We start from the raw sequence: 22,324 nt of genomic DNA on the forward strand, positions 1-22,324 counted from the left end.
GGAAATATGGGTTTAAAATCAGATAAATGGATACGTGAAAAGTCACTTAATGAAGCAATGATCACCCCTTTTTGCGAAGGACTTGTCGGAGAGGGTGTAGTCAGCTACGGGCTGAGCTCTTACGGATATGATATCCGGGTAAGTGACGAGTTCAAGATCTTTACCAATATCAATGCCGAAGTAGTAGACCCCAAAGACTTCAGTGAGAACAATGTCGTCGATTTCAAAGGGGATATCTGTATTGTTCCGCCAAACTCTTTTGCACTGGCACGGACAATAGAGTATTTCAAAATGCCTCGAGATACCCTGGCTGTCTGTCTGGGGAAAAGCACCTATGCCCGCTGTGGAATCATCGTTAATGTCACACCGTTTGAGCCGGGCTTTGAAGGGCACATTACCATCGAAATCTCCAACACCACCCCACTTCCTGCAAAGATCTATGCCAATGAGGGGATTGCCCAGGTACTCTTTTTGCAGGGAGATGAACAGTGTGAGACAACCTACTCCGACCGTAAAGGAAAGTATCAGGCACAGACTGGTATCACCCTTCCGAGAATCTTGAAAAAAAGCTAATATTTTATATGGTACTCTGTACCATATAGCTACACCTCTCCTCTTTTTTCTCAATAAAAGTGAAATAGACTTATATCCTTTTATTTACTTTTGTGCTACAATGCCAAAAATTTCTTATATAAAGTAAGTATTGATGAAAAACCTAATTATCGTCGAATCACCGGCAAAAGCACGAACTATTACCAATTTCCTTGGCAAAGACTTTAAAGTCATCGCTTCCAAAGGGCATATCAGGGACCTTCCCAAAAGTACATTTGGTATCACTATCGATGATGAAACAGGTGATCTTGTTCCCAAATACTCTATCCCAAGAGATGCCAATGCAACCGTCAAAGAATTAAAAAAGCTGGCAAAAGAAGCGGAAACTGTCTATATTGCAACGGATGAGGACCGTGAAGGGGAAGCAATAGGCTATCATATTGCCAAAGCAATAGGCAAAGAGCCTACCGAACTACCACGCATTGTTTTTCATGAGATCACCAAAAGTGCCATTGAACATGCTCTGGAGAATCCCAGAAAAATAGATATGGATTCAGTTGATGCACAGCAGACCCGAAGACTGCTTGACCGTATCGTAGGGTATAAGCTCTCTCCGCTGTTGGCAAGCAAGATCCAAAAGGGACTCAGTGCCGGACGTGTCCAGAGTGCAACACTCAAGCTGGTTGTAGACCGAGAACGTGAGATCAAAGCATTCAAGCCTGAAGAGTACTGGACCATCGATGCACTTTTCCAAAAAGAGATCGAAGCAGCCATCTATGACTATAACGGCCTGAAGATAGAAAAACTGACTATTAAGACCGAAGCAGATGCTCTGGAGATCGTCAATGCCGCACAAACAGAATCTTTTATTGTCTCATCCATTGAAAAAACCCAGCGGAAGACAAAAACACCGCCTCCCTTCATGACCTCAACGCTACAACAGGCAGCCTCTACACAGCTTGGTTTTTCTCCGAAAAAAACCATGATGGTTGCGCAAAAGCTCTATGAGGGAGTTAAAACAGACAAGGGAGTAATGGGTGTCATCACCTATATGAGAACCGACTCTCTTAATCTTGCGAAAGAAGCAGTCGATGCAGCCCGGACACATATTCAGAACATTTATGGAGACAAATATCTTCCGGCAAAACCAAAGAATTATGCAACCAAATCCAAGGGAGCACAGGAAGCCCATGAAGCTATCCGTCCGACTATGGTCGAGTTTGATCCAAAAACAGCAGCCGGCTATTTGGCAGCTGATGAGCTTAAACTCTACAAACTTATCTATAACCGTTTCCTCGCCTCCCAAATGACCGAAGCACTCCTTGAATCACAAACCATTCTCTTTAAGGGAGATAAGTGTACTTTTAAAGCGAGCGGAAGGAAACTGCTTTTCGACGGCTTTTACAAAGTGACCGGATACAGTGAAAAAGACAAACTGCTTCCTGAACTCAAAGAGGGGGAAGCTGTTACGCTTGACAAAATTAAAAAAGAGCAGCACTTCACCGAACCGCCGGCACGATACAATGAAGCAAGCCTTATTAAAAAGCTTGAGTCTCTGGGTATTGGACGGCCAAGTACTTATGCACCGACAATAACCATACTGCAGACCCGAAAATATATCGAGATCGAGAAGAAGCGTATACATCCTACCGAAATTGCTTTTACAGTCATAGAGATGCTTGAGAAGCATTTCCCGGAGATCGTGGACAGCAACTTTACCGCACAGATGGAAGAGACACTGGATAAAGTAGCAGAAGGAGAGACAGACTGGCAGACCATTCTAAAAGAGTTCTACACACCGTTCATTCAGAAAATAGAAGAAGGGAAAAAGAACATTAAAAGCCTCAAAGTAGCAACGCCAACAGGAGAAATGTGTCCAAAATGCGATTCCGAGCTTCTGCTTCGAAAAGGACGCTATGGTGAGTTTATAGCCTGTTCCAACTTTCCAAAATGCAAATATACCAAAAATACAGACGGTACTGAGGTGGAACAACCCGAAGAGACAGATGAAATCTGCGAAAAGTGCGGTTCGACAATGGTCATAAAGAACTCCAAACGAGGAAAGTTCCTTGCCTGTTCGGCATACCCAAAATGCAAAAATGCCAAATCCCTCACACCTCCCAAAGAGCTTGATGTTCCTTGTCCGGAGTGTGGCGGGAAACTGCAGGAGAGAGAAGGTCGCCGCGGAAAATTCTACGGCTGTACCAACTACCCCAAATGTAAGTTTATTGCAAACTTTGAACCAATGGACAGAAAGTGCCCCGAATGTGACTATATGATGGGGAAAAAGACACTCAGAGGAAAAGAGATCTATGAGTGCTTCAAATGCAAACACAGAGAAGAGGTGAAATAGATGCAGCCGATATTCTTATGTGCCATAAATAATATCCTCAGCGGCACCTGCCTTGAGGATTGCAAGTTCTGTACACAGAGTGTCCGTTACCATGCGGACATTGAACGCTATAACTATAAGCCGATCGATCAGATCGTAGAAGAGGCAAAGCAGGCAAAAGCACATGGTGCGCTGGGGTACTGCCTGGTTACGGCAGGAAAAGGACTCGATGACAAAAAGGTGGACTTTGTTGCACGGGCAGCAAAAGCGATCAAAGCAGAGATAGACGGCCTCAACCTTATTGCCTGTAACGGTACTGCATCCAAGGAACAGCTTCTTTATCTCAAACAGCATGGTCTTGACAGCTATAACCATAATCTGGAGACCTCAAAACGCTACTATCCGAATATTTGTCAAACCCATGAGTGGGAAGAACGCTATGAGACTTGTCTCAATGTCAAATCAGTCGGTCTGGCACTCTGCAGCGGGGGAATATTTGGAATGGGGGAGAGAGAAGAAGACCGAAATGACCTGCTGCAAGCCATAGCCTCACTTGAGCCGGAGTCTACACCCCTCAACTTTTATCATCCCAACCCTGCACTTCCTATCAAAACACGAAATATTGAGCAGGATGAAGCCATAGAGATCATACAAAAAGCGCGTCATCTGCTTGGGAATGAAAAACTCCTCATGGTTGCAGGAGGAAGAGAGCTTCTCTTTCATGGAGAAGAAGCAAAAATGTTCGAAGCCGGTGCCAATGCCATTGTCATTGGCAATTACCTGACCACACCGGGAGAAGCACCTCAAAGAGACAGAGAAGTCCTGGAGGCACTGGGTTATGAGGTAGCCACAAGCTGTGATAGACACTAACATACTTCTGATACTTACCCTCTCTCTGCTTATCTGGGGGAGCCCCTTTATGGCAAAGTTCCTGCGCCTTCCCATCCCCACGGTAGAGATCATACTCGGTTCACTCTTTGCCTATTTCGGACTTATCGGAGAGAACCAGTATTTTGACCTTATCGCAGAAGTCGGCTTTCTCTATCTTATGTTTCTGGCCGGTATGGAAGTGGATCTCAAACAGATTACCCGAAGTTCCCGCACCATACTGCGCCAGAGTATGCTCTTTTTGCTGCTCATGGCATCTTTCTCCATTGGTACTGGTCTTCTTTTTGGTTTAAATACTATTATTATTATCTCTATGCCTCTTATCTCTATCGGCCTTCTGGCATCCCTCTCCAAAACCTATGGAAAAGAAGAACCATGGATCAAACTGGCTTTCATTGCGGGGATTCTTGGAGAGATCATCTCTATTGCAGTCCTGACTATCTATGATGCTGCCACTACTACCGGATTGACCTTTGAACTACTGGAAAAGATCGGCTATCTTTCTGCTTTCATGTTCACTGTTTACATACTTTACCGCCTGTTGCATCTGCTCTTTTGGTGGTTTCCGGAACTTAAAAGCACTCTGGTACCCAAATTTGATACTTCTGACCAGGATATCCGTCTGGCTATGGCACTCTTTTTTATTCTTATCACCGTCATGCTGGCACTGGATCTGGAGTTGGCACTTGGTTCATTCATCGCAGGTGTAGCGATCTCCGCCTTCTTCCATCATGAGAAAGCACTGGAGATGAAAATGTCAAGTCTGGGATTTGGGTTTCTTGTACCGCTTTTCTTTATCCATGTAGGAGCATCATTTGATATACGTTCATTGGCTGTGGAGGGAGTGGTGACCGGTGCGCTGCTGATCACCTTTCTGATGATACTTTCACGTATACTGGCTGCTGTTGCACTGAAACATATCAACGGCTCAAGAGATGCTCTGCTTGTCGGACTGTCTCTCTCTATGCCGTTGACCCTGCTTGTGGCTGTTGCAACCATAGGATATGAAACAAAACTGCTGGATCTGCTAAGTTATTACCAGTTGATACTGGCCAGTATTTTCGAAATCCTGATAGTCATGGCAACTATCAAGATATTGCAGTCAAAACAGGTCAAGGAAGATCACACCTCTTAGTCGACCTCCTGTATCGCCTTTTTTAACTCCTCATCCGCTTTTTTGGCTGCTTCCATCTTTTCTCTGCTAATATTGATGTCAATGCTTGACTCCGCCTCAGGATCTGCTTTCACAGGTTCAGCTTTGGTTTCTACTGTTTTTACTGCCTCCGCTTCTGCTTTAGCTTTAGCCTCTTTTTCCAGTCTCTCCTTTTCGGCTTCCAGACGGGCTTTTTCCGCTTTCAGTCTTTCCAGTTCTGCTTCCTCTGCTCTTCTCTTCGCTGCAGCACGCTCTGCTTCAAGTTTAGCAAGCGCTTTCTGCTCTTTTTCGGCTTTCTCTTTTTCGGCTCTTCTCTTCGCTTCCTCTGCTTCTTTAGCCTCTGCTTCAGCTTTTCGTGCAGTATCATCTTTTATCTGTTCTTCTTTTGTTTTTTCTACACGGATAATCTCTTTGGTATCTTCCTCTGTCGCCTCTGCTTCTATTTCTTCTTCATCTTCTTCGTCTAGCGCCTCATCATCTGCTTCCTGTGCAGCAGCGATCACCTTGAGTTTTTCAAGTAAGACCTCCTGCTCTTTTTCGATCTTTTGAAAATTCTCATTCAGCTCAAAAGGGTTCTCAGAGGCATTTATACCTACTGCCGTTACCAATACCGCCAACCATACATATCGTTTCATCTTCTACTCCTTAGGTTCTAATTGTTTCAACTCAAAATACTCTTTCTGCAGCCTTTGATTCTCTGCTTTCAAGATTTGTGCTTCCTGCTTCAGTACCACCTTCTTCTCTTTAAGATGCTGCAGTACGGTCAACGAGTTCTCGCCATAGATCAAAATACCCACATAAATACCAAAAAGCAAAATACCGATGGTTGTAATAAGCAGTGTCTTGAGTGACAACCCTGCTAATCCTTCAACCACACCTGTATCTGCCAAAAGACTTTCTCCTTTCTATTTTTTAAAAATGGATGCACCCAGATACTCGAACTGTCCAAGTTCAGCTTCGATCTCCAAAAGCCTGTTATATTTGGCTATCCTGTCCGACCTTGCAGTTGATCCTGTCTTTATCTCTCCGGTATTGAGTGCCACTGCAAAGTCTGCGATAAAGGTATCTTCACTTTCTCCTGAGCGGTGACTCATCACACAGGTATAGCCTGAACGCTGAGCAAGACGTACCGTTTGCATTGTTTCAGAAACCGTACCAATCTGGTTCGGTTTGATCAGAATTGAGTTTCCAATCCCTTTCTCTATCCCTTCGGCAAGAATGGAAACATTGGTTACAAACAGGTCATCCCCTACAAGCTGTACCTTCTCTCCAAGTACTTCCGTCAGTTCTTTCCATCCGTCCCAGTCATCTTCACTCAAACCATCTTCAATGGAAACAATAGGGTACTTTTCACACATATCGGCATAGTAAGCGGTAAGTTCAGAACTTGTAAGCTCTCTGTTCTCTGACTTGAGTACATACTTTCCTTCCTCATTAATCAGTTCACTCGCCGCAACATCCAGTGCGATAGCAATCTCCTTGCCAGGCTCATACCCCGCTTTTTTAATTGCTTCCATGATTACCTGAATAGGTTCTTCATTGCTTTTAAGGTTTGGTGCGAATCCGCCCTCATCACCCACAGCAGTACTTTCACCCATACTGTCAATGATCTTTTTAAGATGGTGATAGACCTCTGCAGAGGCTCTAAGTCCTTCAGAGAATCTGTCAAACCCTACAGGCATGACCATATACTCCTGAAAATCTACAGAGTTGTTCGCATGCTCTCCGCCGTTGATGATATTAAGCATCGGCACAGGCATGACTACCGCATTGGCACCTCCAAGATAACGGTAAAGGGGCATTTTAAGTGACTGCGCCGCTGCACGTGCTACCGCCATGGAGACACCCAGTACCGCATTGGCACCGAGATTGCCATAGTTATGTGTCCCGTCGACCTCTTTCATCGTCAGGTCAATCTCTGCCTGGTTGAACGGACTGAGCCCTACAAGCGCATCATTGATTGCTCCGTTGACGTTCTCACATGCCTGGAGTACTCCTTTCCCCATATAGCGCTCACCGCCATCTCTGAGCTCGAGAGCTTCACGCTTTCCAGTACTTGCACCGCTTGGTACGATCGCACTGGCTACTGTGCCGTCACTCAAACTTACTGTTGCACGGACTGTCGGGTTACCCCTGCTGTCCATTACTTCTGTTGCTACCACATCATCTATAAAAATCATTATTTTCCTTTCCCATATCTTCATATTAAATAGTTATCTATTATTTTATCAAAATTAACCCTATACTTAAATGAGTCTGGAGATATCAATACCTGCTTGTCTGGAATTTCAACAGGGGCATATTACCTTTTTCAAATTCGCTATGGCAAGTCCTTCAAAAACCTGCCTTTATTATGAACGAAATTGCTGTATCAAAAATTAAAATGTTGAGTTGGTGCGATAATAAGAAAATGAAGTAAAAAAATGGTTTTGATAATATTGACTGAAGATCCGGCTGTCTGCGCCCCAAGTAGCGGTCAGCTTTGCTGCAAAAATCCGGAACTTCTATTTGGAAGAGCCGTACACTTCTCCTACAGCAAGGAAGATACTCTTGCACAAAGCTGTCATAGGCTGTAGGAAAGCCTGTTTTATAGAGAAAAGAAGATATCAGGAATAAGTATTGTACTACTCCTGCATCTCTTTCTCATCCACTATCAAGGCTTCTCCAAATCCAAGCGCCTCTTTGATCTTCCCTTCAATCTCAGTTCTAAGCTCAGGGTTCTCCTTGATAGTCAGCTTTGCATTCTCCTTTCCCTGTCCCAGTTTCTCTGCACCATAACTGAACCATGCACCTGACTTGTCAATAATGTCAAGCTTCACCCCATAGTCGATCAGTTCGCCTTCATAACTGATACCTTCACCGAACATGATATCAAACTCTGCCTGTCTGAATGGTGGAGCTACTTTATTTTTGACAACTTTTGCCTTCACACGGTTCCCTATCTGAGACTCTCCCTGCTTAAGTGTCGCGATACGTCTCACATCAATCCGTACCGAGCAGTAGAACTTAAGTGCATTTCCCCCTGTTGTCGTCTCAGGTGATCCATACCCCATAGTACCTATCTTCATACGGATCTGGTTAATGAATATTACTGTGGTATTTGTCTTATGCAGTAACCCGGTCAACTTTCGAAGTGCCTGCGACATCAAACGTGCCTGAAGTCCGACATGGGTATCCCCCATATCACCTTCTATCTCTGTTTTGGGAGTCAATGCTGCTACGGAATCTACAACGATCAGATCAACTGCACCCGAACGTGCCAGCGTCTCAAGAACATCCAGAGCCTGCTCACCGAAATCCGGCTGTGAAACCAGAAGGTTATCGGTATCTACCCCGAGGTTTTTTGCATAGACCACATCCAGTGCATGTTCCGCATCAATAAAAGCGCAGACCATATCTTTTGTCTGTGCCGAAGCAATGGTCTGTAGTGCCAGTGTTGTCTTTCCGGAAGATTCCGGACCGTACACTTCGATAATACGTCCCTGAGGCATACCGCCGATCCCCAGTGCCATATCAAGGCCCAGGGAACCGGTCGATATCGCCTCTATCGGTTCAAACTCTTTGTCTCCCAGACGCATCAGCGTTCCCTTGCCGAATGTCTTGTCGATCTGCTTGATCGCCATCTCCAGTGCTTTTTGTTTCTGTGCATCCATTGCCATTGTCATATCCTTATTCCTTTAGTTCTGTTTGAATTTTATCCAAATCTTGATTATTTAGTACCATTGTAAACAGCTTTTGAAAAAGAGGGATAAAATATGTCATATTGTCATATTTTTTACTCTAAACTCCCCTTTTAAAGCAAAAAATAGAGACATAATACAAAAGTACCGTTATAAGACGATACGATTACCGCCAAACGGCAGAGGAAAAAGAGAAATGAACTATCCCTTCCAGTCGTGCAGATGAAAATGGCTGTGCTCCATTCCTTTGTGTCGATGCTTGTGCTTATGAAGCAGATTGGCCTTCAGCAGCAGCTCTTTGTTTGAAAAAAGCTGTTCCAAAGCACCATCGAAAATCAACTCATGCGTTTTTGAAAGAACCAATGCTCTCTCTCCAAATTCATAGGCAAGACTGAGATTGTGTGTGGAAATTATAGTAGTGACCTCCATATCGTTCAACAGATCAATAAGCCAACCTGTTGTGGGTGGATCCAGATTGGAAGAGGGTTCATCCATCAGCAATACCTTCGGTTCTATGGCCAAAACAGCGGCCAATGCTACCCTCTGTTTCTCTCCACCGCTTAGATAATAGGGAGGTGTATCAAGATACTTCTCAAGATCGAACCGCTTGGCGATCTCTATTGCACGCTCTTCAACCGCATCAAAACCGAACTCCCGTAAACCAAACTCGATCTCCTCTCTGACCGTTGCATTGAACAAAAGGGTGTTAGGGTCCTGCATAAGGAACGCTACATCTTTCCTAAACGCTTTGGCCCTCTTTTTGAAATCTTTTTTTCTAACTTCACTGCCTTCAAAAACAAAATATCCCTTTTGGGAGAAAACAAGTGCATCCAAAATCTTCAGCAGGGTACTTTTCCCACTGCCGTTCACCCCAAGTAGAACAACCCGTTCTCCTTTTTTTATCTCAAAACTTATATCTTTTAAAAGCGCTTTTTTTCTCCCTCTGAAATCCTCATATTCAAAAAAGAGATTCTCTACCTTAATCATCAAAAAATCCTCTGCTCTTCATTCCCATACCAATCTCTGTACTGTTATGAAGTGTTTTGTTTAAAAAATAAAAGCTCATTGCCTTGAGCGATTTAAACCACTTGAGATAACCAAAACCATTCCATCTGGAGTGAACCCCCATCCAAAAATCGAGAAATGCCTTACGAAAAAGATATATTTGAGAAAAAGAGAGCGCCACCAGTGCTGCTGCCTTCTTGGGAAGGACTCTGAAGATATTGACCCTCTCCAGAAACCAAAAGCTCACATAAGTAAGTAAAAAGACCCTTAGGTTAAAAAGCACTAAAAAAGTATAATCCACCTCCTTATACAGACCCATCAGCAGATAAGAGAGTGATACAACCGTATTGAATACAAGAACGGAAAGCAGCGTCTTTTTTACAAGGTAGAAAAGGTCTTCTCTTGAAAGAATAAACACACCGGCCAATACCAGAGCAAGTATCAGCGTATTATGTATAAACGTAATGCCTGTAAGTGCCGCCAGATAGAGGTAGAAGTAGTTCTTATCATGCATTAAAAATCACTTTGAAGTTTTTTTTCAAAAATCTGTAAAGCGCTATGGTCACAATTCCTTCTGCCACACCGATCATCAAATGCGGTATCATAACCGCCAAAGTGGTTGTTTTAATATCAAACGGGAAAAAGAGTGCTTTACTGCCTTCCGAAGCAATAAGGGGCTGAAGTCCGAGTATAACCGCTATAAAAAGAGCAGAGAGATTGACACTCAGCCATCCGGCAGCAAACAGTGCAAGAGTTTCACTTCTGTTTTTTAACAGGCGAAAGATCAAGTGGGCACTGAAACTTCCGATAAACGCTATTGCCAGAATATTCACTCCAAGGGTGGTTATACCACCCTCTCCAAACAAAAATGCCTCTACAACCAAAACAAGCGATGTCGCCAAAAACGAAAGCCACGGAGCAAAAATAACCGCCAGAAGAGCAATGCCGCTCAAATGGGCTGATGTACCTCCCGGAAGCGGTATAGCTATCATCATGAAGACAAAACTCAATGCCGAAAGTGTTGCCAGAAAAGGGAGGGTTTCACTCTCAAGAGAGACTTTTTTTGATGCCAGATACCACAGCATACCACTTGCCGCATATGCCGGCAGATAGGTAAGCGGTGAAATAAAACCGTCAGGTATATGCATACATACTCCTAAAAGAGTGACGAAAAGGTAAAGATAAGTCTGGTTCTTTCATTTCCCTCCGCCCCCTGCTGCAGTGCTTCTTCATTTAGGTCTTTCCAGACAGGCACCTTTACTCCAACAGTAGCACTGACTGATTCATAAAAGAGCCTCAATCCAACAGTTGTATATAAAATATCACCACCGGTTGCTGTTTGGTCAACACCGTTTTCCCTGTCTCGACCAAGATGTAAAAAGTTTGCTTCCACAGTACCGTCTACTCTCAACTTTTTTTGCATATTGCTGTAGAACTTGTAAGAGAGTGCACTGTTTGCTCGTATTTCATCCCCGAACTTCATGGTTCCGCCGTCACTGTAGCTGCTTTTGAAAAATGTATTGTAGGATGTATCAAAGACCAGCGTTGTATCTCCCCCGAACCACTTTGTGGCACTTAGACCGACCATGAACGAAGGAGCACCGAAGCTTAACTGCATACCATAGTCATACAGGGTACCGTCCGGCTTCTTAACCGCTTTATCACCTGTCGGGATTGAGACATTAAAAGAGGTCGTAAAGTGCCAATCTTCCATATCATCCAGACTCTCGTTATCAGGTGTCAGCATTAAGCCGTCATCATACTTAAACCCCAGGACACCGGCGAACTTTATATCATGAAAACCGCTGGTACCGACACTTCCCTCCTCCTCTTTGGTGAAATAGGGTATAAACACATAAGCATCAAAATAGGAGGTTACGCCATACCCCAGAGCGTAGGTGAAATACTCATGCTTTTCCATCTCACCGTCTATCTGTGGCGTATCCAGTGTATATGAGATGTACTCTGCTCTTGTATATACCAAAAATTTACCCTCCGGCAAAGTAGCCGAGCTCGTAGTCTCCAATGGTGCTCCGGGACCTTCCAGCCCTGCTACTCCCAAAGAGGCAACGCCGTGATGGGCATAAGCCAAAGTTCCGGCAAGCAAAGATAGACAAACCGCTTTTTTCATTTCTTTCTCCTTTTAAGATAAAATTGCAACAATAGGAAAACCATGAAGATGACCGCAATACCTACAAAAAGCTTTTGAAATTTCTCAAAATTCGTTTTTGAGTACTCCTCTACTGCAAAATCCTCTCCGACCGTAATCCCTACCTCTTTCCCGTGTCCGTCTTCACTCATAGCTTTGATCTTCCACTTACCTGCTTTGTCAGGCAGAAATACGATACGGGAAAGGCTGTCTGTTCTTCCGACAGCAAAAGGTATATCACTGTCAGGTGCATAGATTTCATATTTTTGATAAGAGAAATCTGTATCTCCACCAAATGAAAATGTCACAACGATGGCTTGTTTTTCTACAACCGTATGGTGCAGGTCATGTGCCTGCAGCCATGAAGTACCCAGAAGAAGAAAAAAAATAGTTAGCGTTTTCATTCTTCAATCTCAAAGTTTAATGTTGCAGTTCGAACAGTTTCATCGGCGAGCTCTCTGTTTGCAGCCTTCTCTTTATAGGTTGCCTGTATGTTCTGCAAACCGCTGTGGCGGATACGTATATTTATCTTTCCCTCTTTGTTGCTAAGTCCCCGTACACTTCCGTCATACGCAACAGGTATGCCCGAAAGCGGCTTTTTATTGTAAAAAATCTGCAGGGTCGCCTTTTCTCCTGCTTTAGAAGGCCTTTTCAACAACACAAGTTCCAAGCCAGAGGAGAGAAGAGTATCGGAACTGCTGTCAACTCTCTTGACACTTTCAATACTCCTCCAACTTTTAAGAGACATTTTCAAACGGTTTTTGGGAAGGTTCTTAGTACCGTACGGGGTTTTTGTGAAGTATCCGTTATCTAATGTAATGCACAAAGCATCACAATGCTTACGGATACGGACCGGATATACCCTGGGAATATTCAGTGTTTCTGATTCAGTACCATGTTTACAAATGATCTCTTTGATCTTCTTTGGCGTATAAGGGATAATCTTATTCCCTTTGTGTTCCTGGCTAGGATGAAGGTGTCCATAGCGCAAAACAGATATCCTGTCTTGCTTTTCTATCCAAATATCATGTGCAATAACGCATAAAGGCAAAAGCAGTAACGCAAATTTCAAAATGATACTCCTGCAATCAAATAGATAGGAGCATCATAGAGGAACAAAAATAATAATGTTATTAAAATTATAACTTCTGCTCTATTTTAGGGACTAAATTTTTCTTTTTTCTGTATCTTTCATCTATTTTACATGCCACACGCAGAGTTTACCACTCTTTTCCGTGACAGTCATAACAACTTACATTATTTGCGATTTTGGTTCCCCGCAAATCTTTGCCATGACAAAGTGTACAACTGACAACCCCATTGTCTTCTACCCATTTTCCATGACCATCCTCATCCCGCCACTGCGATGTAAAGGGATGAACGATATCTCCATTGAAGGTCTTGGCAATAGTTTCACCAGGGTGGCAGGTAAGACAGTTATTGGCCCCTGTAATATTTGGTTCGCTTAAATTGGCATGGAGATCATGTATCGCATTTGTAAGAGAAGGAACCGTACTGAATCCACTGCCTTGAACCGCATTGATCCCATGACAGTCCGTACATGAAACACGCATGGTTTTGGATGTCTCTTCCAATCCTGCCGGATTATAGTCTTTCCCCACGGCTTGCAGTTGTGTCAAATAGTTCTGCACTGCATCCGGATACTCTTCATCATGCTTTCTTAAGATATTTATCTTATAGTCCTCTTCGGGGTCAGCAAGATTTGCCGGACCTGTTTTGGCATATGCCAAAGGGTATTTTGAATTTGAAGCATGACACACCATACAATTATTCGTACCACTATCATACATTATGATACGGTCTTTGGTGACAACTGTGCCATTTGCATCGCTGACTGCTTCTACCCAATAGGATGGATAGATATCTTTTTTGTCAACATACGTGACCGGTACACACTCATGTATCCACTTTTTTGCCGCTGTATCATACTGTAAGTCAACAGTCACATTTGAATTTCTTGCCTGTACTGCTTTGAGCGTATACCCCTCAGGATACATAGGTGTTGATGTATAGTCTACAAATCTTGTATCGATAGAGGTATGATACGGACGAAGTGAAAATATTTTATCTTGATTACAGACAGGGTTTGCATTGACCCTGGCATACACTCTTGGCGCTCTCCAGTCATGTAAACCATTATTCATACCAACCGGCGGAGGCATTGGTGTAGGTGTTGGCGTTGGTGTCGGTGTCGAGCACTCTTGTTCATAAAAATCACTCAGATCAAATTCACCATCATTTTTGTCAAGTGTGACAAGCATCGTTTTGTAACACGGTGTATCTGTCGTAATAAGAAGTTGACAGGTTGCATTTTCTGGCAGATCAAGTTCCACCTTGTCATTGACAGGTACATTCTCATCATCACTCTCTTTAACGCTGACTGCAGGATCTTTGTCAACCCCGATTTCTGCGGTATAGCCATTGTCGCAACTGACCATGATCGTTGTATCCGGCTGCACCTGGGTAACACTTAGCGTAACTGTCGTAGAAGCAGTGGTATCACTTGAGCTTCCTCCTCCCCCTCCACAAGCATTCATTAAAAATACCGTCAAGGTCAGTATTGTCAGTTTTGCAAATGTATTTTTCATTTTATCTCCTTTTACAGTCCACATATCGGGTCAACTTTAAACGATCCAAGCTCTTTCCCCCGTGTATCTACCACATGTACCGCACATGCGATACATGGATCAAAACTGTGTACCGTACGCAAAATCTCCAGTGGTTCATTGATGTTGGCCACTTTAAGACCTTTGATACTCTCTTCATAGGCTCCCAACCGACCCAAATGATCTCTTGGCCCTGCATTCCATGTCGAAGGAACTACCGCTTGATAGTTGGCAACTTTACCGTTTTCTATACGTATCCAGTGTCCCAAGGCACCCCTTGGTGCCTCTTCCACACCATATCCCTGTGCATTTTGGCTTACAGCATTGAAGTCAAATTTTGTCCAGCTTGTTAAATCCCCGGAAGCAATATTGGTATTGAGTTCATCAACCCAGTCGGTAATAATATCCGACATAAGTTCAGACTCCAATGCGCGCCCTATAGTTCTGCCTGCTGAACTATAGAGATGATCAACAGTTATGTTTGCACGGGTAATAAAATTGTCTACATATCCTTTAATACGTACATCTCCTCTTGCATATCCGACGATCATTCGGGCAAGTGGTCCCACCTCCACGCGCTGATCATCATAAAGTGGTGATTTTATCCATGAATATTTGTTATCTGTATCAAGATAGGCTACGCCATTGGTAATATTTTTAAATCCGGTATAATCAGGTGTTGTGGTACCGACGGAGGGATGTTCCGGAGATGGGGCAGCATACCATGCATGTGTTACATCCTCTGTCACAAGTGCAGGATCAAAATCAGTGACCTTTGTTAAATCACCATTATGAACGATCCCTCCCGGGAAAAGTTTTGCAGCCTGTTCAATGGGACCGTCATTGAGAGGAAACCCGCCATATACCAGAAAACTTTTTAGCCCGGCACCCGAACCGGCACTCATCTCATCTTTGTACATTTGAGCCAACATATACATATCCGGTATATAGGCACCTTTGATAAACTGACGTACTCTAAGTGCAAGATCTCTGAAAAGCTTCATGCGCTCCGGGTCCCGAATATCATTAATGGAAGTGATCCCGCCAACCACCAGACTTTGCGGGTGGGGGTCTTTCCCTCCTATAATGGTCATCATCTGCCCTAAATCTCTTTGAACTTCCAATGCCTGAAAATAGTGTGTAATGGCTACAAGATTTTGTGCGGGTGTCAACTTGTAACTGCTGTTACCCCAGTATCCATTACCAAAGATACCCAAACGTCCTTTTGCAACAAATTTTGCCAATCTCTCTTTCATCGCTGAAAATATCGCGGCATCTGCTGTCCATGGTGTCTCACCTGCAACATTGGCCCACTTTGCTGCCTCTGTAGCTGCAGCATGGGGATCTGCATCAAGTGCGGAGATGACATCTACCCAGTCAAGCGAATGAAGATGATAGTAGTGGACAAGATGATCATGCATAAAGAGTGCCCCTTGTATAAGATTACGCATAAGTCTTGCGTTAGCAGGGACCTGGACATTAAATGCGTTCTCAACCGCTTCGATACTTCTTTGAAAATGTGTTACCGTACAAACACCACAGATACGCATTGCCATCAGACCACAGTCTCTTGGATCACGTCCTTTTAGAATAGTTTCAATTCCTCGAAACATTGTTGATGAACAGAATACATCTACAACTGTGTTTGTCGCATCATCAATAACAGCCTCTATACGCATATGCCCTTCTATGCGTGTGATAGGATCAATTACTATATGTTTATTCGCCATGATATCCCTCCTGTGCAGACTCTTCCTGTGTTGCAGTTTTATAAGCAGCAAACAGGCCTATGCCTGCTGCGATTTGAAAATCTGAAGCAGGATTGTAGTTGGGATTAAAAGGCGTTGGTGCTTCAAATCTGTCAAATTTATCAAAAAATCCCGGTTCAGAACAGCCAATACACCCATGTCCTGCAGCAACCGGCCAGCTTGTTCCCCTGTTGTATTTTACTGTTGGACAGTTATTGAATGTTACAGGTCCTTTACATCCCATTTTGTAAAGACAGTGTCCAGCCTGTGCAGAAGCATCCCCCCACTCTTCCACATATTCACCCGCATCAAAATGCACACGCCTTTCACATGCATCATGAATACGGTAACCAAAAGCAAACTTGGGTCGCAAAAGCGAATCAAGCTCCGGCAGTTCTCCCGTCATAGCATAAAGCAGAATGACACCCAGCATATTCGCAGGGTTTGCAGGACAAGCCGGAATATTGACAATAGGTTTGTTGCTCACAATATCCATTACTCCTCTGGCACCGGTCGGGTTTGGTGCAGCTGCGGGGATACCTCCAAACGTAGCACATGTTCCTACAGCGACAATCGCTTTTGCATCAGCTGAAAGCCGGACCAGGTGGTCTACATATGTTTCGCCGCTTGTTCCTATGGTTCCATAGATACCGTTTTCGGCTGTAGGAATAGCACCTTCCACAAAAAGCAAATATTCATTTTTAAAAGTAGTCATGGCATTTTCCAGCTGCTGTTCTGCATGTTCACCAGAAGGTGCCATAAGCAATTCATGAAATTCAAGCGAGATAATCTCCAGAATCAATTCATCAACAGTAGGACCATCTGTACGTAAAAATGCTTCAGAGTTTCCTGCACAATCCTGAAGGTTTATCCAGATCACAGGCACCCTGTTCAGTACCTGTACTGTTTTAGCTACCAGGGGTTCAAAGAAACCGGGCAGCATCAACATAGCTGTTGTTGCACTCACCCATTTCATAAAATCACGACGATTATATCCCTCCTCGACCAATACCTCTTCCAGCTCATCTTCGGTAAAAGGGTTTACAGCCTGTAATGCATCAATACGCTCTTCACAACGCTTATACAGATCTTCATAGAAATCATCACCTTTATTGGTATCAATACCTGAAATCTTACTAAATATGGATTTTTGTATTGCCAAATCTTTTTCCATCTTTTATCCTTTTTTGTATGGATGTTGTAAACAATTATATTAATTTCTGAATTAGCGGAGTGTTATCTAAGTGGTACCGGCAGATGCATACCTTTAAACAGAGGATAGTGATCAGGCACTTGCTATCCTCCTTCCTAAAGCCTTCACCTATCAAAATCTTCCACATTCAGAAGGCTTAAAAAGCTAAATCCTTGTATGATAGATGCATCGTTCTGAACCAATGTGCTTGAAACAATAATCATTTTTACACAACAGTGATATACACTTATTTTACTCTTTGTCCCTATATGCTAAAATACACCAATCAAAATAAAGTGAGTCTCCCATGCCAAACCCTATCCAATTAGCGCATTCTCCTGATGCCGATGATATCTTTATGTACTATGCCATAAAATTTGGCTGGGTCAATACCAAAGGACTGAAGTTTGAAAATACTGGCCTCGATATCGAAACACTGAATGTAGAGGCACTCAAGGGAACATATGATGTCAGTGCCATCAGTTTTGGTATGTACCCTTTGATTAAAGAGGAGTATGCCCTGCTTCGCACAGCAGTCAGCTTTGGTGAGGGGTATGGACCAAAACTGATCCGCCGCAAAGACAAAAGGCTCAAGCGCAATTTCAAAGTAGCCCTTTCCGGACAATACACAACCAATGCCATGCTCTTTCGTATCTATTACCCTGATGCACGCCCGGTCTATATGGATTTTCTTGAGATAGAAGAAGCTGTCATAAACGGGAAGGTGGATGCCGGTGTTCTTATCCACGAATCAATCCTTGACTTTGACGAGAGCCTTGAAGTCGAAAAAGAGATATGGGATATCTGGGTCGAGCTTGCCGGAGAAGGCCTGCCGCTGCCCCTGGGAGGAATGGCCCTGCGACGCAGTCTGCCCCTGAACCGTGCGATCGATATTGAGAACATTCTGATCGATGGTGTCAAGATCGCGAATGAAAGAAAAGAGGAGCTTTGCACAAAACTTGAGGAGGACAGCCTCGTACGAATTTCAGATAAAATGCTTAAAAAATATCTGGACATGTACGCCTCCGATGAGTCTGTTCAACTCTCAGACCTGCAACTCAGAGCACTGGACAAACTTTATCAAATAGGCTTCGAATATAACCTTTGGAAGTGTCCGATCAAAACAGAAGACTATCTAATACCCAAAGAGTACAGCGCACTTCGTGCGAAGTAGGAAGTAGGAAGTAGGAAGTAGGAAGTAGGAAGTAGGAAGTAGGAAGTAGGAATGATAACACTAAATGAACTTTTGTCAAACTTAACAAAAACCAGCCTTTTTTCCTTTAATAATAAAGGCATTGCGCAGCAATGCATACCAACACTCTTCACTCTTTACTCTTCACTCTTCACTAAAAAACAAGGGGCACTCCTTGTTTTTTAAAATCATCGACTTTTCCAAATACTCCAGTATCAGGATCGGTCAGCCCACAGAAGTGCTGATGATAGAAAAAGATGATCCCATCCCGACAGACCGCTATCTTGTCGGCAGTGCGAATAATCTGCTCATCTCCCCGGCACCTCCGCCTCTGATGATGTTAAGCAAGGATTTTGCCTACTTCAGAGAAGCAAACGGTTTTTTGGAGATCGGTGCTGCAACGCCGACAGGACGTATTGTCAGTTATGCCAAAAAACATGATCTTGCGGGGTTTGAATTCTGTGCAAAACTGCCAGGTACATTGGGTGGTATGCTTGCCATGAATGCCGGAGTGAAATCCTATGAGATCTTCAATATCCTACACAGCATCCAGATCAATGGCGTATGGATAAAAAAAGAACTGATACCCCATGGGTATCGGTATGCCTTACTCGGAGGCATTGCTACAGCTGCAAAGTTCAAGGTCCGTTCCGGATTTGATCAGGAGACTCTTGAGACACTGCGTTCTCTACGTAGCAATCAGCCTCATGAACCCAGTGCAGGCTCTGCATTCAAAAACCCTCCCGGAGATCATGCCGGGAGACTGATCGAGGCCGCAGGACTAAAAGGATACCGGCATGGAGATATGGCATGGAGCAGTGTGCATGCCAATTTTCTGGTCAATCTGGGGCAAGGAAGCTATAGTGATGCGATCGTGCTCATCCATCTTGCGAAAGAGCGGGTCAAAGAAGACTTTGGGATCTTGTTGGAGGAGGAGATCAAACTCCTCTGATAGATATTTCTTTACTTGTTTTTGGTACAGCGTACACAACGAATATAGTTTGACTGGCTTTTACTTCTTTTATACTTATAGGCATCGGCCGGATATATCACGTAGTACTTCCCGTCCGATGTCGGCGTGGAGCTCCAGAAATCTTTATCTCTGAAGTTTTTAAACACCTCTCCTTCAATACGGTGAACTGCCATCAGTTCATCAACTGTCGGAAGTCTCCAGTCTCTGTACCCTGCATAATCGAGCCTGCGACAGTAATCTACCGCATGTCTCAGGTTACCTGCTTTACCAGCAGAGTATTCACGTGCATAGGCACCGTCCTCAGCATCTGTATAAGGTGCATCCTGCCACATCAGATTTGTATCGGAGTCAACATAGACTGTTTCAGCCTGACATGGGTTCCCGATCTTCGCAACTGCCGGAAGTGCCTTGGCTGCATTTCCGCCTGCAAATACAAATGATGCAGCCAATAAAATACCCAGACCTGTAACCATTTTTTTCATAGATTTCTCCTTCATAGCCCAATATTATTCAATATGATAATATAACCTTTCTCAAAGATAGCTAAATTTTCCTGCAGCCTCTGTCAATTAAGGATGAATTGTGATCGGTGTACCATTTCTTACCCCCTGCCAAAGCTGGAGCATTTTTTTGTTCGGTACCGCCATACACCCTTCTGTCCAGTCATGTGCAAGCGTATAGGCATCCCCTCTTCCGTCTGCATTCCACTTTGGCTGACCATGGATCGTGATATAACCCCCCGGACACACTCCTTTGGCTTTACATCTGGCAAGATCCTCTTTATTTGGATAGGAGATCATCAACGATCTGTAAAGCCTGGGATCACACTTCTTTCTCACAATCGTATAGGAACCCTCCGGTGTTCTGTAGTCTCCTGCCTGAAGCTTTGTTCCTTTATCTCCGTTTTTCCCAAGCGACATACGGGATTCAAATACTTTTTTACCATTTCTGTATCCTTCGAGTATACGCCTTGACTTATATGCCACCAATTGGTCTATACGTTGTTCCTGACGTATCTCTTTGCCCAGTGCAAGTTCTCTCAGGCACTCTTTTGTCTCATAGGGTGTTTTGTCAACCTTTCCGGTAAATACAGGTTTTCCACATCCCGCCATAAAAAACATCATTCCTGTCGCCAACAATGCCAATACAATTTTCAATTTCATTTCTCCTCTCTGATCTTTCATCATCCCCAATCCTCATTCTCCCGTCGTGCTTTATGTTTGTCTTTTTTGTAACTGCTTGCATTCTTCAGTTTTTGTAAACGATTGAGATTGCTCATCTCCGCTTCCCGTATATCATCAAAACACTCATCATCAAAACTATCCACTCTGCACGTGTCTCTGTAAAGCCGCTCTATATACTGTTTAAGCTGATGATGATACTCTGAGTCGAGCTGGACTGCTTCCCTCTCATCCAGTTTTTGCTTCAGCTGCTCAAATTTTACCGTAAACTCTTGAGAAGTGACCTTCTCATCTCTTAACATACGGAAAAGATTCTTGCTGATCTTCTCCAGTTCTGTAATATACTTCTGCCGATTGAACTTGTCTATCTGTTTCTGGGTATATCTGCTGATGTGACTCTCCTCTATTTGATAGTAACAGGAACACCTTCCCGTACGGCATACCAGAGCTGTTTCATAGCACTGTTTGTCACAGCCACACACCCTTGTGTCCAGTTGCGTGCAAGCGTATAGTTGTCACCGTGGCCATCAGCATTCCATGTCGGCTGAGCATGGATCGTAATACTTCCCCCCGGATCAACCCCACGTCTTTGTGCTGCTTCCACATCCTCTGGTCTTGGGTAGGAGATACATAGTGAACGATAGTATTTTGGTGAACATAGTTTACGATGTATCCAGAAGGTTCCTTCCGGTGTTCTGTTATCACCCTTTTGCATCTTATGCCCTATAGGGTTTTTGCCGAGAGAAACAGGAAAAGTACTTTGCACCTTTCCATTTCGGAAAAGATACATTTTCCGATCTTGCTTTACGACGACAATATGGTCTATTTTTTGGCTTTTGTCAAAATCTTTTGCTTCAAGCAGCTCTTTTTTACACTCATCCAGTCTATACTGATTTCCCTGTATATCAGGCTGTCCGCAGCCGTTAACCACCAAAAGCAGCAACAATACATAAAAAAAATGGGAAATCTGTCTCATATTCATGGGGTGATTTTAACAAAATAAAAATTAGGTTGAAATAAGGAAAGGGGAAAGAAGGGGGACAAAGCCCCGTTAAGGAGCTTTGAAAGAAGATAATTATGCGTTAGCAGCAGCTTTTGCAGCTTCGATCGCCTCTTCGTAGTTAGGTTCTTCAGTAATTTCAGGAACTACTTGTTTATAAGCAACTTTTCCGTCTTTACCTACTACAAAGATTACTCTTGCAAGTACACCGGCCAAAGGACCATCTGCCAAAAGTACACCGTAAGCGTTACCAAAATCTTTGTTTCTGAAGTCAGAACAAACTTTGATATTTTCAATACCGGCTGCACCACACCATCTTGCTGCTGCAAACGGAAGGTCCATAGATACAGTGATCACTTCAACACCTTCAAGGTTCGCTGCCTCCTGGTTGAATCTTCTTGTCTCTGCGTCACATACACCTGTGTCGAGTGAAGGTACTGCAATTACAAGTTGAACTTTACCTTCTCCACCTACCTGCTCATCTTGAAGCATTGGGTTGGAGTTTACTACTGTTACTACCGGAGCTGTATCTCCAACATTTACTTCATTACCTGCGAGATTACATACGATGTCATTTTTAAATGTTACTGTTGCCATTTAATATCCTTTAATTTAATTTGATAGTCGTAGTATGACCTAATTAGGATAAAAT

24 protein-coding genes are annotated in these 22,324 nt (G+C 43.6%); 6 read left to right on the forward strand and 18 right to left on the reverse strand.

Features of this window, described 5'->3' with window-relative positions; genetic code table 11:
* Nucleotides 1–6 precede the first annotated feature (6 nt).
* From dcd to IMZ28_RS10385, 4 genes are all read left to right on the forward strand, one after another.
* Entirely contained in the window at nt 7–573 is a 567-nt protein-coding gene (gene dcd / locus IMZ28_RS10370) for a dCTP deaminase (protein ID WP_197548520.1), read from the forward strand.
* Between the two features lie 133 nt (nt 574–706).
* Complete coding sequence (gene topA / locus IMZ28_RS10375; RefSeq protein ID WP_197548521.1) at nt 707–2,905, forward strand: type I DNA topoisomerase; 2,199 nt, start codon at nt 707–709, stop codon at nt 2,903–2,905.
* Nucleotides 2,906–3,754: a biotin synthase gene (locus IMZ28_RS10380; RefSeq protein WP_197548522.1), complete on the forward strand. Its 849-nt coding sequence runs from the start codon at nt 2,906–2,908 to the stop codon at nt 3,752–3,754.
* The gene (locus IMZ28_RS10385) at nt 3,741–4,907 is read left to right on the forward strand and encodes a cation:proton antiporter (RefSeq protein ID WP_197548523.1); all 1,167 of its coding nucleotides are present in this window, start codon (nt 3,741–3,743) and stop codon (nt 4,905–4,907) included. The genes IMZ28_RS10380 and IMZ28_RS10385 overlap by 14 nt, the downstream gene beginning before the upstream one ends.
* Here the strand turns inward: IMZ28_RS10385 and IMZ28_RS10390 are convergent.
* The 13 genes from IMZ28_RS10390 to IMZ28_RS10450 all read right to left on the reverse strand — a co-directional run bounded on the left by IMZ28_RS10390 (nt 4,904) and on the right by IMZ28_RS10450 (nt 17,308).
* Nucleotides 4,904–5,560, reverse strand: a complete 657-nt coding sequence (locus IMZ28_RS10390) for a hypothetical protein (RefSeq protein WP_197548524.1) — start codon at nt 5,558–5,560, stop codon at nt 4,904–4,906. The two genes, IMZ28_RS10385 and IMZ28_RS10390, sit on opposite strands and share 4 nt — an antisense overlap.
* A 3-nt stretch (nt 5,561–5,563) precedes the next feature.
* Nucleotides 5,564–5,815 carry a hypothetical protein gene (locus tag IMZ28_RS10395; RefSeq protein WP_197548525.1) on the reverse strand — a complete coding sequence of 84 codons (252 nt, stop codon included), beginning with the start codon at nt 5,813–5,815 and terminating at the stop codon, nt 5,564–5,566.
* A 15-nt stretch (nt 5,816–5,830) separates the two neighbouring features.
* Entirely contained in the window at nt 5,831–7,105 is a 1,275-nt protein-coding gene (gene eno, locus IMZ28_RS10400; protein WP_197548526.1) for a phosphopyruvate hydratase, read from the reverse strand.
* 444 nt (nt 7,106–7,549) lie between these two features.
* Nucleotides 7,550–8,584 carry a recombinase RecA gene (recA, locus tag IMZ28_RS10405; RefSeq protein ID WP_197549857.1) on the reverse strand — a complete coding sequence of 345 codons (1,035 nt, stop codon included), beginning with the start codon at nt 8,582–8,584 and terminating at the stop codon, nt 7,550–7,552.
* Nucleotides 8,585–8,806: 222 nt separating this feature from the next.
* Nucleotides 8,807–9,592 carry an energy-coupling factor ABC transporter ATP-binding protein gene (locus tag IMZ28_RS10410; protein ID WP_197548527.1) on the reverse strand — a complete coding sequence of 262 codons (786 nt, stop codon included), beginning with the start codon at nt 9,590–9,592 and terminating at the stop codon, nt 8,807–8,809.
* Entirely contained in the window at nt 9,585–10,124 is a 540-nt protein-coding gene (locus IMZ28_RS10415) for a hypothetical protein (protein WP_197548528.1), read from the reverse strand. The genes IMZ28_RS10410 and IMZ28_RS10415 overlap by 8 nt, the downstream gene beginning before the upstream one ends.
* Nucleotides 10,117–10,758 carry an energy-coupling factor ABC transporter permease gene (locus tag IMZ28_RS10420; RefSeq protein ID WP_197548529.1) on the reverse strand — a complete coding sequence of 214 codons (642 nt, stop codon included), beginning with the start codon at nt 10,756–10,758 and terminating at the stop codon, nt 10,117–10,119. The genes IMZ28_RS10415 and IMZ28_RS10420 overlap by 8 nt, the downstream gene beginning before the upstream one ends.
* Before the next feature lie 8 nt (nt 10,759–10,766).
* Complete coding sequence (locus IMZ28_RS10425; RefSeq protein ID WP_197548530.1) at nt 10,767–11,741, reverse strand: transporter; 975 nt, start codon at nt 11,739–11,741, stop codon at nt 10,767–10,769.
* Nucleotides 11,738–12,163, reverse strand: coding sequence for a hypothetical protein (locus IMZ28_RS10430; RefSeq protein ID WP_197548531.1), 426 nt, complete (start codon nt 12,161–12,163; stop codon nt 11,738–11,740). The genes IMZ28_RS10425 and IMZ28_RS10430 overlap by 4 nt, the downstream gene beginning before the upstream one ends.
* Nucleotides 12,160–12,831: a DUF4198 domain-containing protein gene (locus IMZ28_RS10435; RefSeq protein ID WP_197548532.1), complete on the reverse strand. Its 672-nt coding sequence runs from the start codon at nt 12,829–12,831 to the stop codon at nt 12,160–12,162. The genes IMZ28_RS10430 and IMZ28_RS10435 overlap by 4 nt, the downstream gene beginning before the upstream one ends.
* A 148-nt stretch (nt 12,832–12,979) precedes the next feature.
* A complete protein-coding gene (locus tag IMZ28_RS10440; RefSeq protein ID WP_197548533.1) occupies nt 12,980–14,368 on the reverse strand; it encodes a hypothetical protein in 1,389 nt (462 codons plus the stop codon).
* Nucleotides 14,369–14,379: 11 nt separating this feature from the next.
* A complete protein-coding gene (locus IMZ28_RS10445) occupies nt 14,380–16,116 on the reverse strand; it encodes a nickel-dependent hydrogenase large subunit (protein WP_197548534.1) in 1,737 nt (578 codons plus the stop codon).
* A complete protein-coding gene (locus tag IMZ28_RS10450) occupies nt 16,106–17,308 on the reverse strand; it encodes a hydrogenase small subunit (protein ID WP_197548535.1) in 1,203 nt (400 codons plus the stop codon). Before IMZ28_RS10450 ends, IMZ28_RS10445 begins: the two co-directional genes overlap by 11 nt.
* A 325-nt stretch (nt 17,309–17,633) precedes the next feature.
* Between IMZ28_RS10450 and IMZ28_RS10455 the strand changes: the two genes are divergently transcribed.
* A complete protein-coding gene (locus IMZ28_RS10455) occupies nt 17,634–18,500 on the forward strand; it encodes a menaquinone biosynthesis family protein (RefSeq protein ID WP_197548536.1) in 867 nt (288 codons plus the stop codon).
* Between the two features lie 193 nt (nt 18,501–18,693).
* Entirely contained in the window at nt 18,694–19,470 is a 777-nt protein-coding gene (locus tag IMZ28_RS10460) for a UDP-N-acetylmuramate dehydrogenase (protein ID WP_197548537.1), read from the forward strand.
* 11 nt (nt 19,471–19,481) lie between these two features.
* Here IMZ28_RS10460 and IMZ28_RS10465 read toward each other — a convergent pair whose 3' ends face one another.
* The 5 genes from IMZ28_RS10465 to tpx all read right to left on the reverse strand — a co-directional run bounded on the left by IMZ28_RS10465 (nt 19,482) and on the right by tpx (nt 22,269).
* Nucleotides 19,482–19,973, reverse strand: a complete 492-nt coding sequence (locus IMZ28_RS10465) for an Lcl C-terminal domain-containing protein (protein WP_197548538.1) — start codon at nt 19,971–19,973, stop codon at nt 19,482–19,484.
* A gap of 87 nt (nt 19,974–20,060) precedes the next feature.
* Nucleotides 20,061–20,654, reverse strand: coding sequence for a L,D-transpeptidase family protein (locus IMZ28_RS10470; RefSeq protein WP_197548539.1), 594 nt, complete (start codon nt 20,652–20,654; stop codon nt 20,061–20,063).
* Nucleotides 20,655–20,674: 20 nt separating this feature from the next.
* The gene (locus IMZ28_RS10475) at nt 20,675–21,154 is read right to left on the reverse strand and encodes a hypothetical protein (protein ID WP_232087477.1); all 480 of its coding nucleotides are present in this window, start codon (nt 21,152–21,154) and stop codon (nt 20,675–20,677) included.
* The gene (locus IMZ28_RS10480; RefSeq protein WP_232087478.1) at nt 21,076–21,654 is read right to left on the reverse strand and encodes a L,D-transpeptidase family protein; all 579 of its coding nucleotides are present in this window, start codon (nt 21,652–21,654) and stop codon (nt 21,076–21,078) included. Before IMZ28_RS10480 ends, IMZ28_RS10475 begins: the two co-directional genes overlap by 79 nt.
* 93 nt (nt 21,655–21,747) lie before the next feature.
* Nucleotides 21,748–22,269, reverse strand: coding sequence for a thiol peroxidase (tpx, locus tag IMZ28_RS10485; RefSeq protein ID WP_197548540.1), 522 nt, complete (start codon nt 22,267–22,269; stop codon nt 21,748–21,750).
* Nucleotides 22,270–22,324 lie beyond the last annotated feature (55 nt).

The sequence above is a fragment of the Sulfurovum indicum genome (assembly GCF_014931715.1).
Lineage (GTDB): Bacteria > Campylobacterota > Campylobacteria > Campylobacterales > Sulfurovaceae > Sulfurovum > Sulfurovum indicum.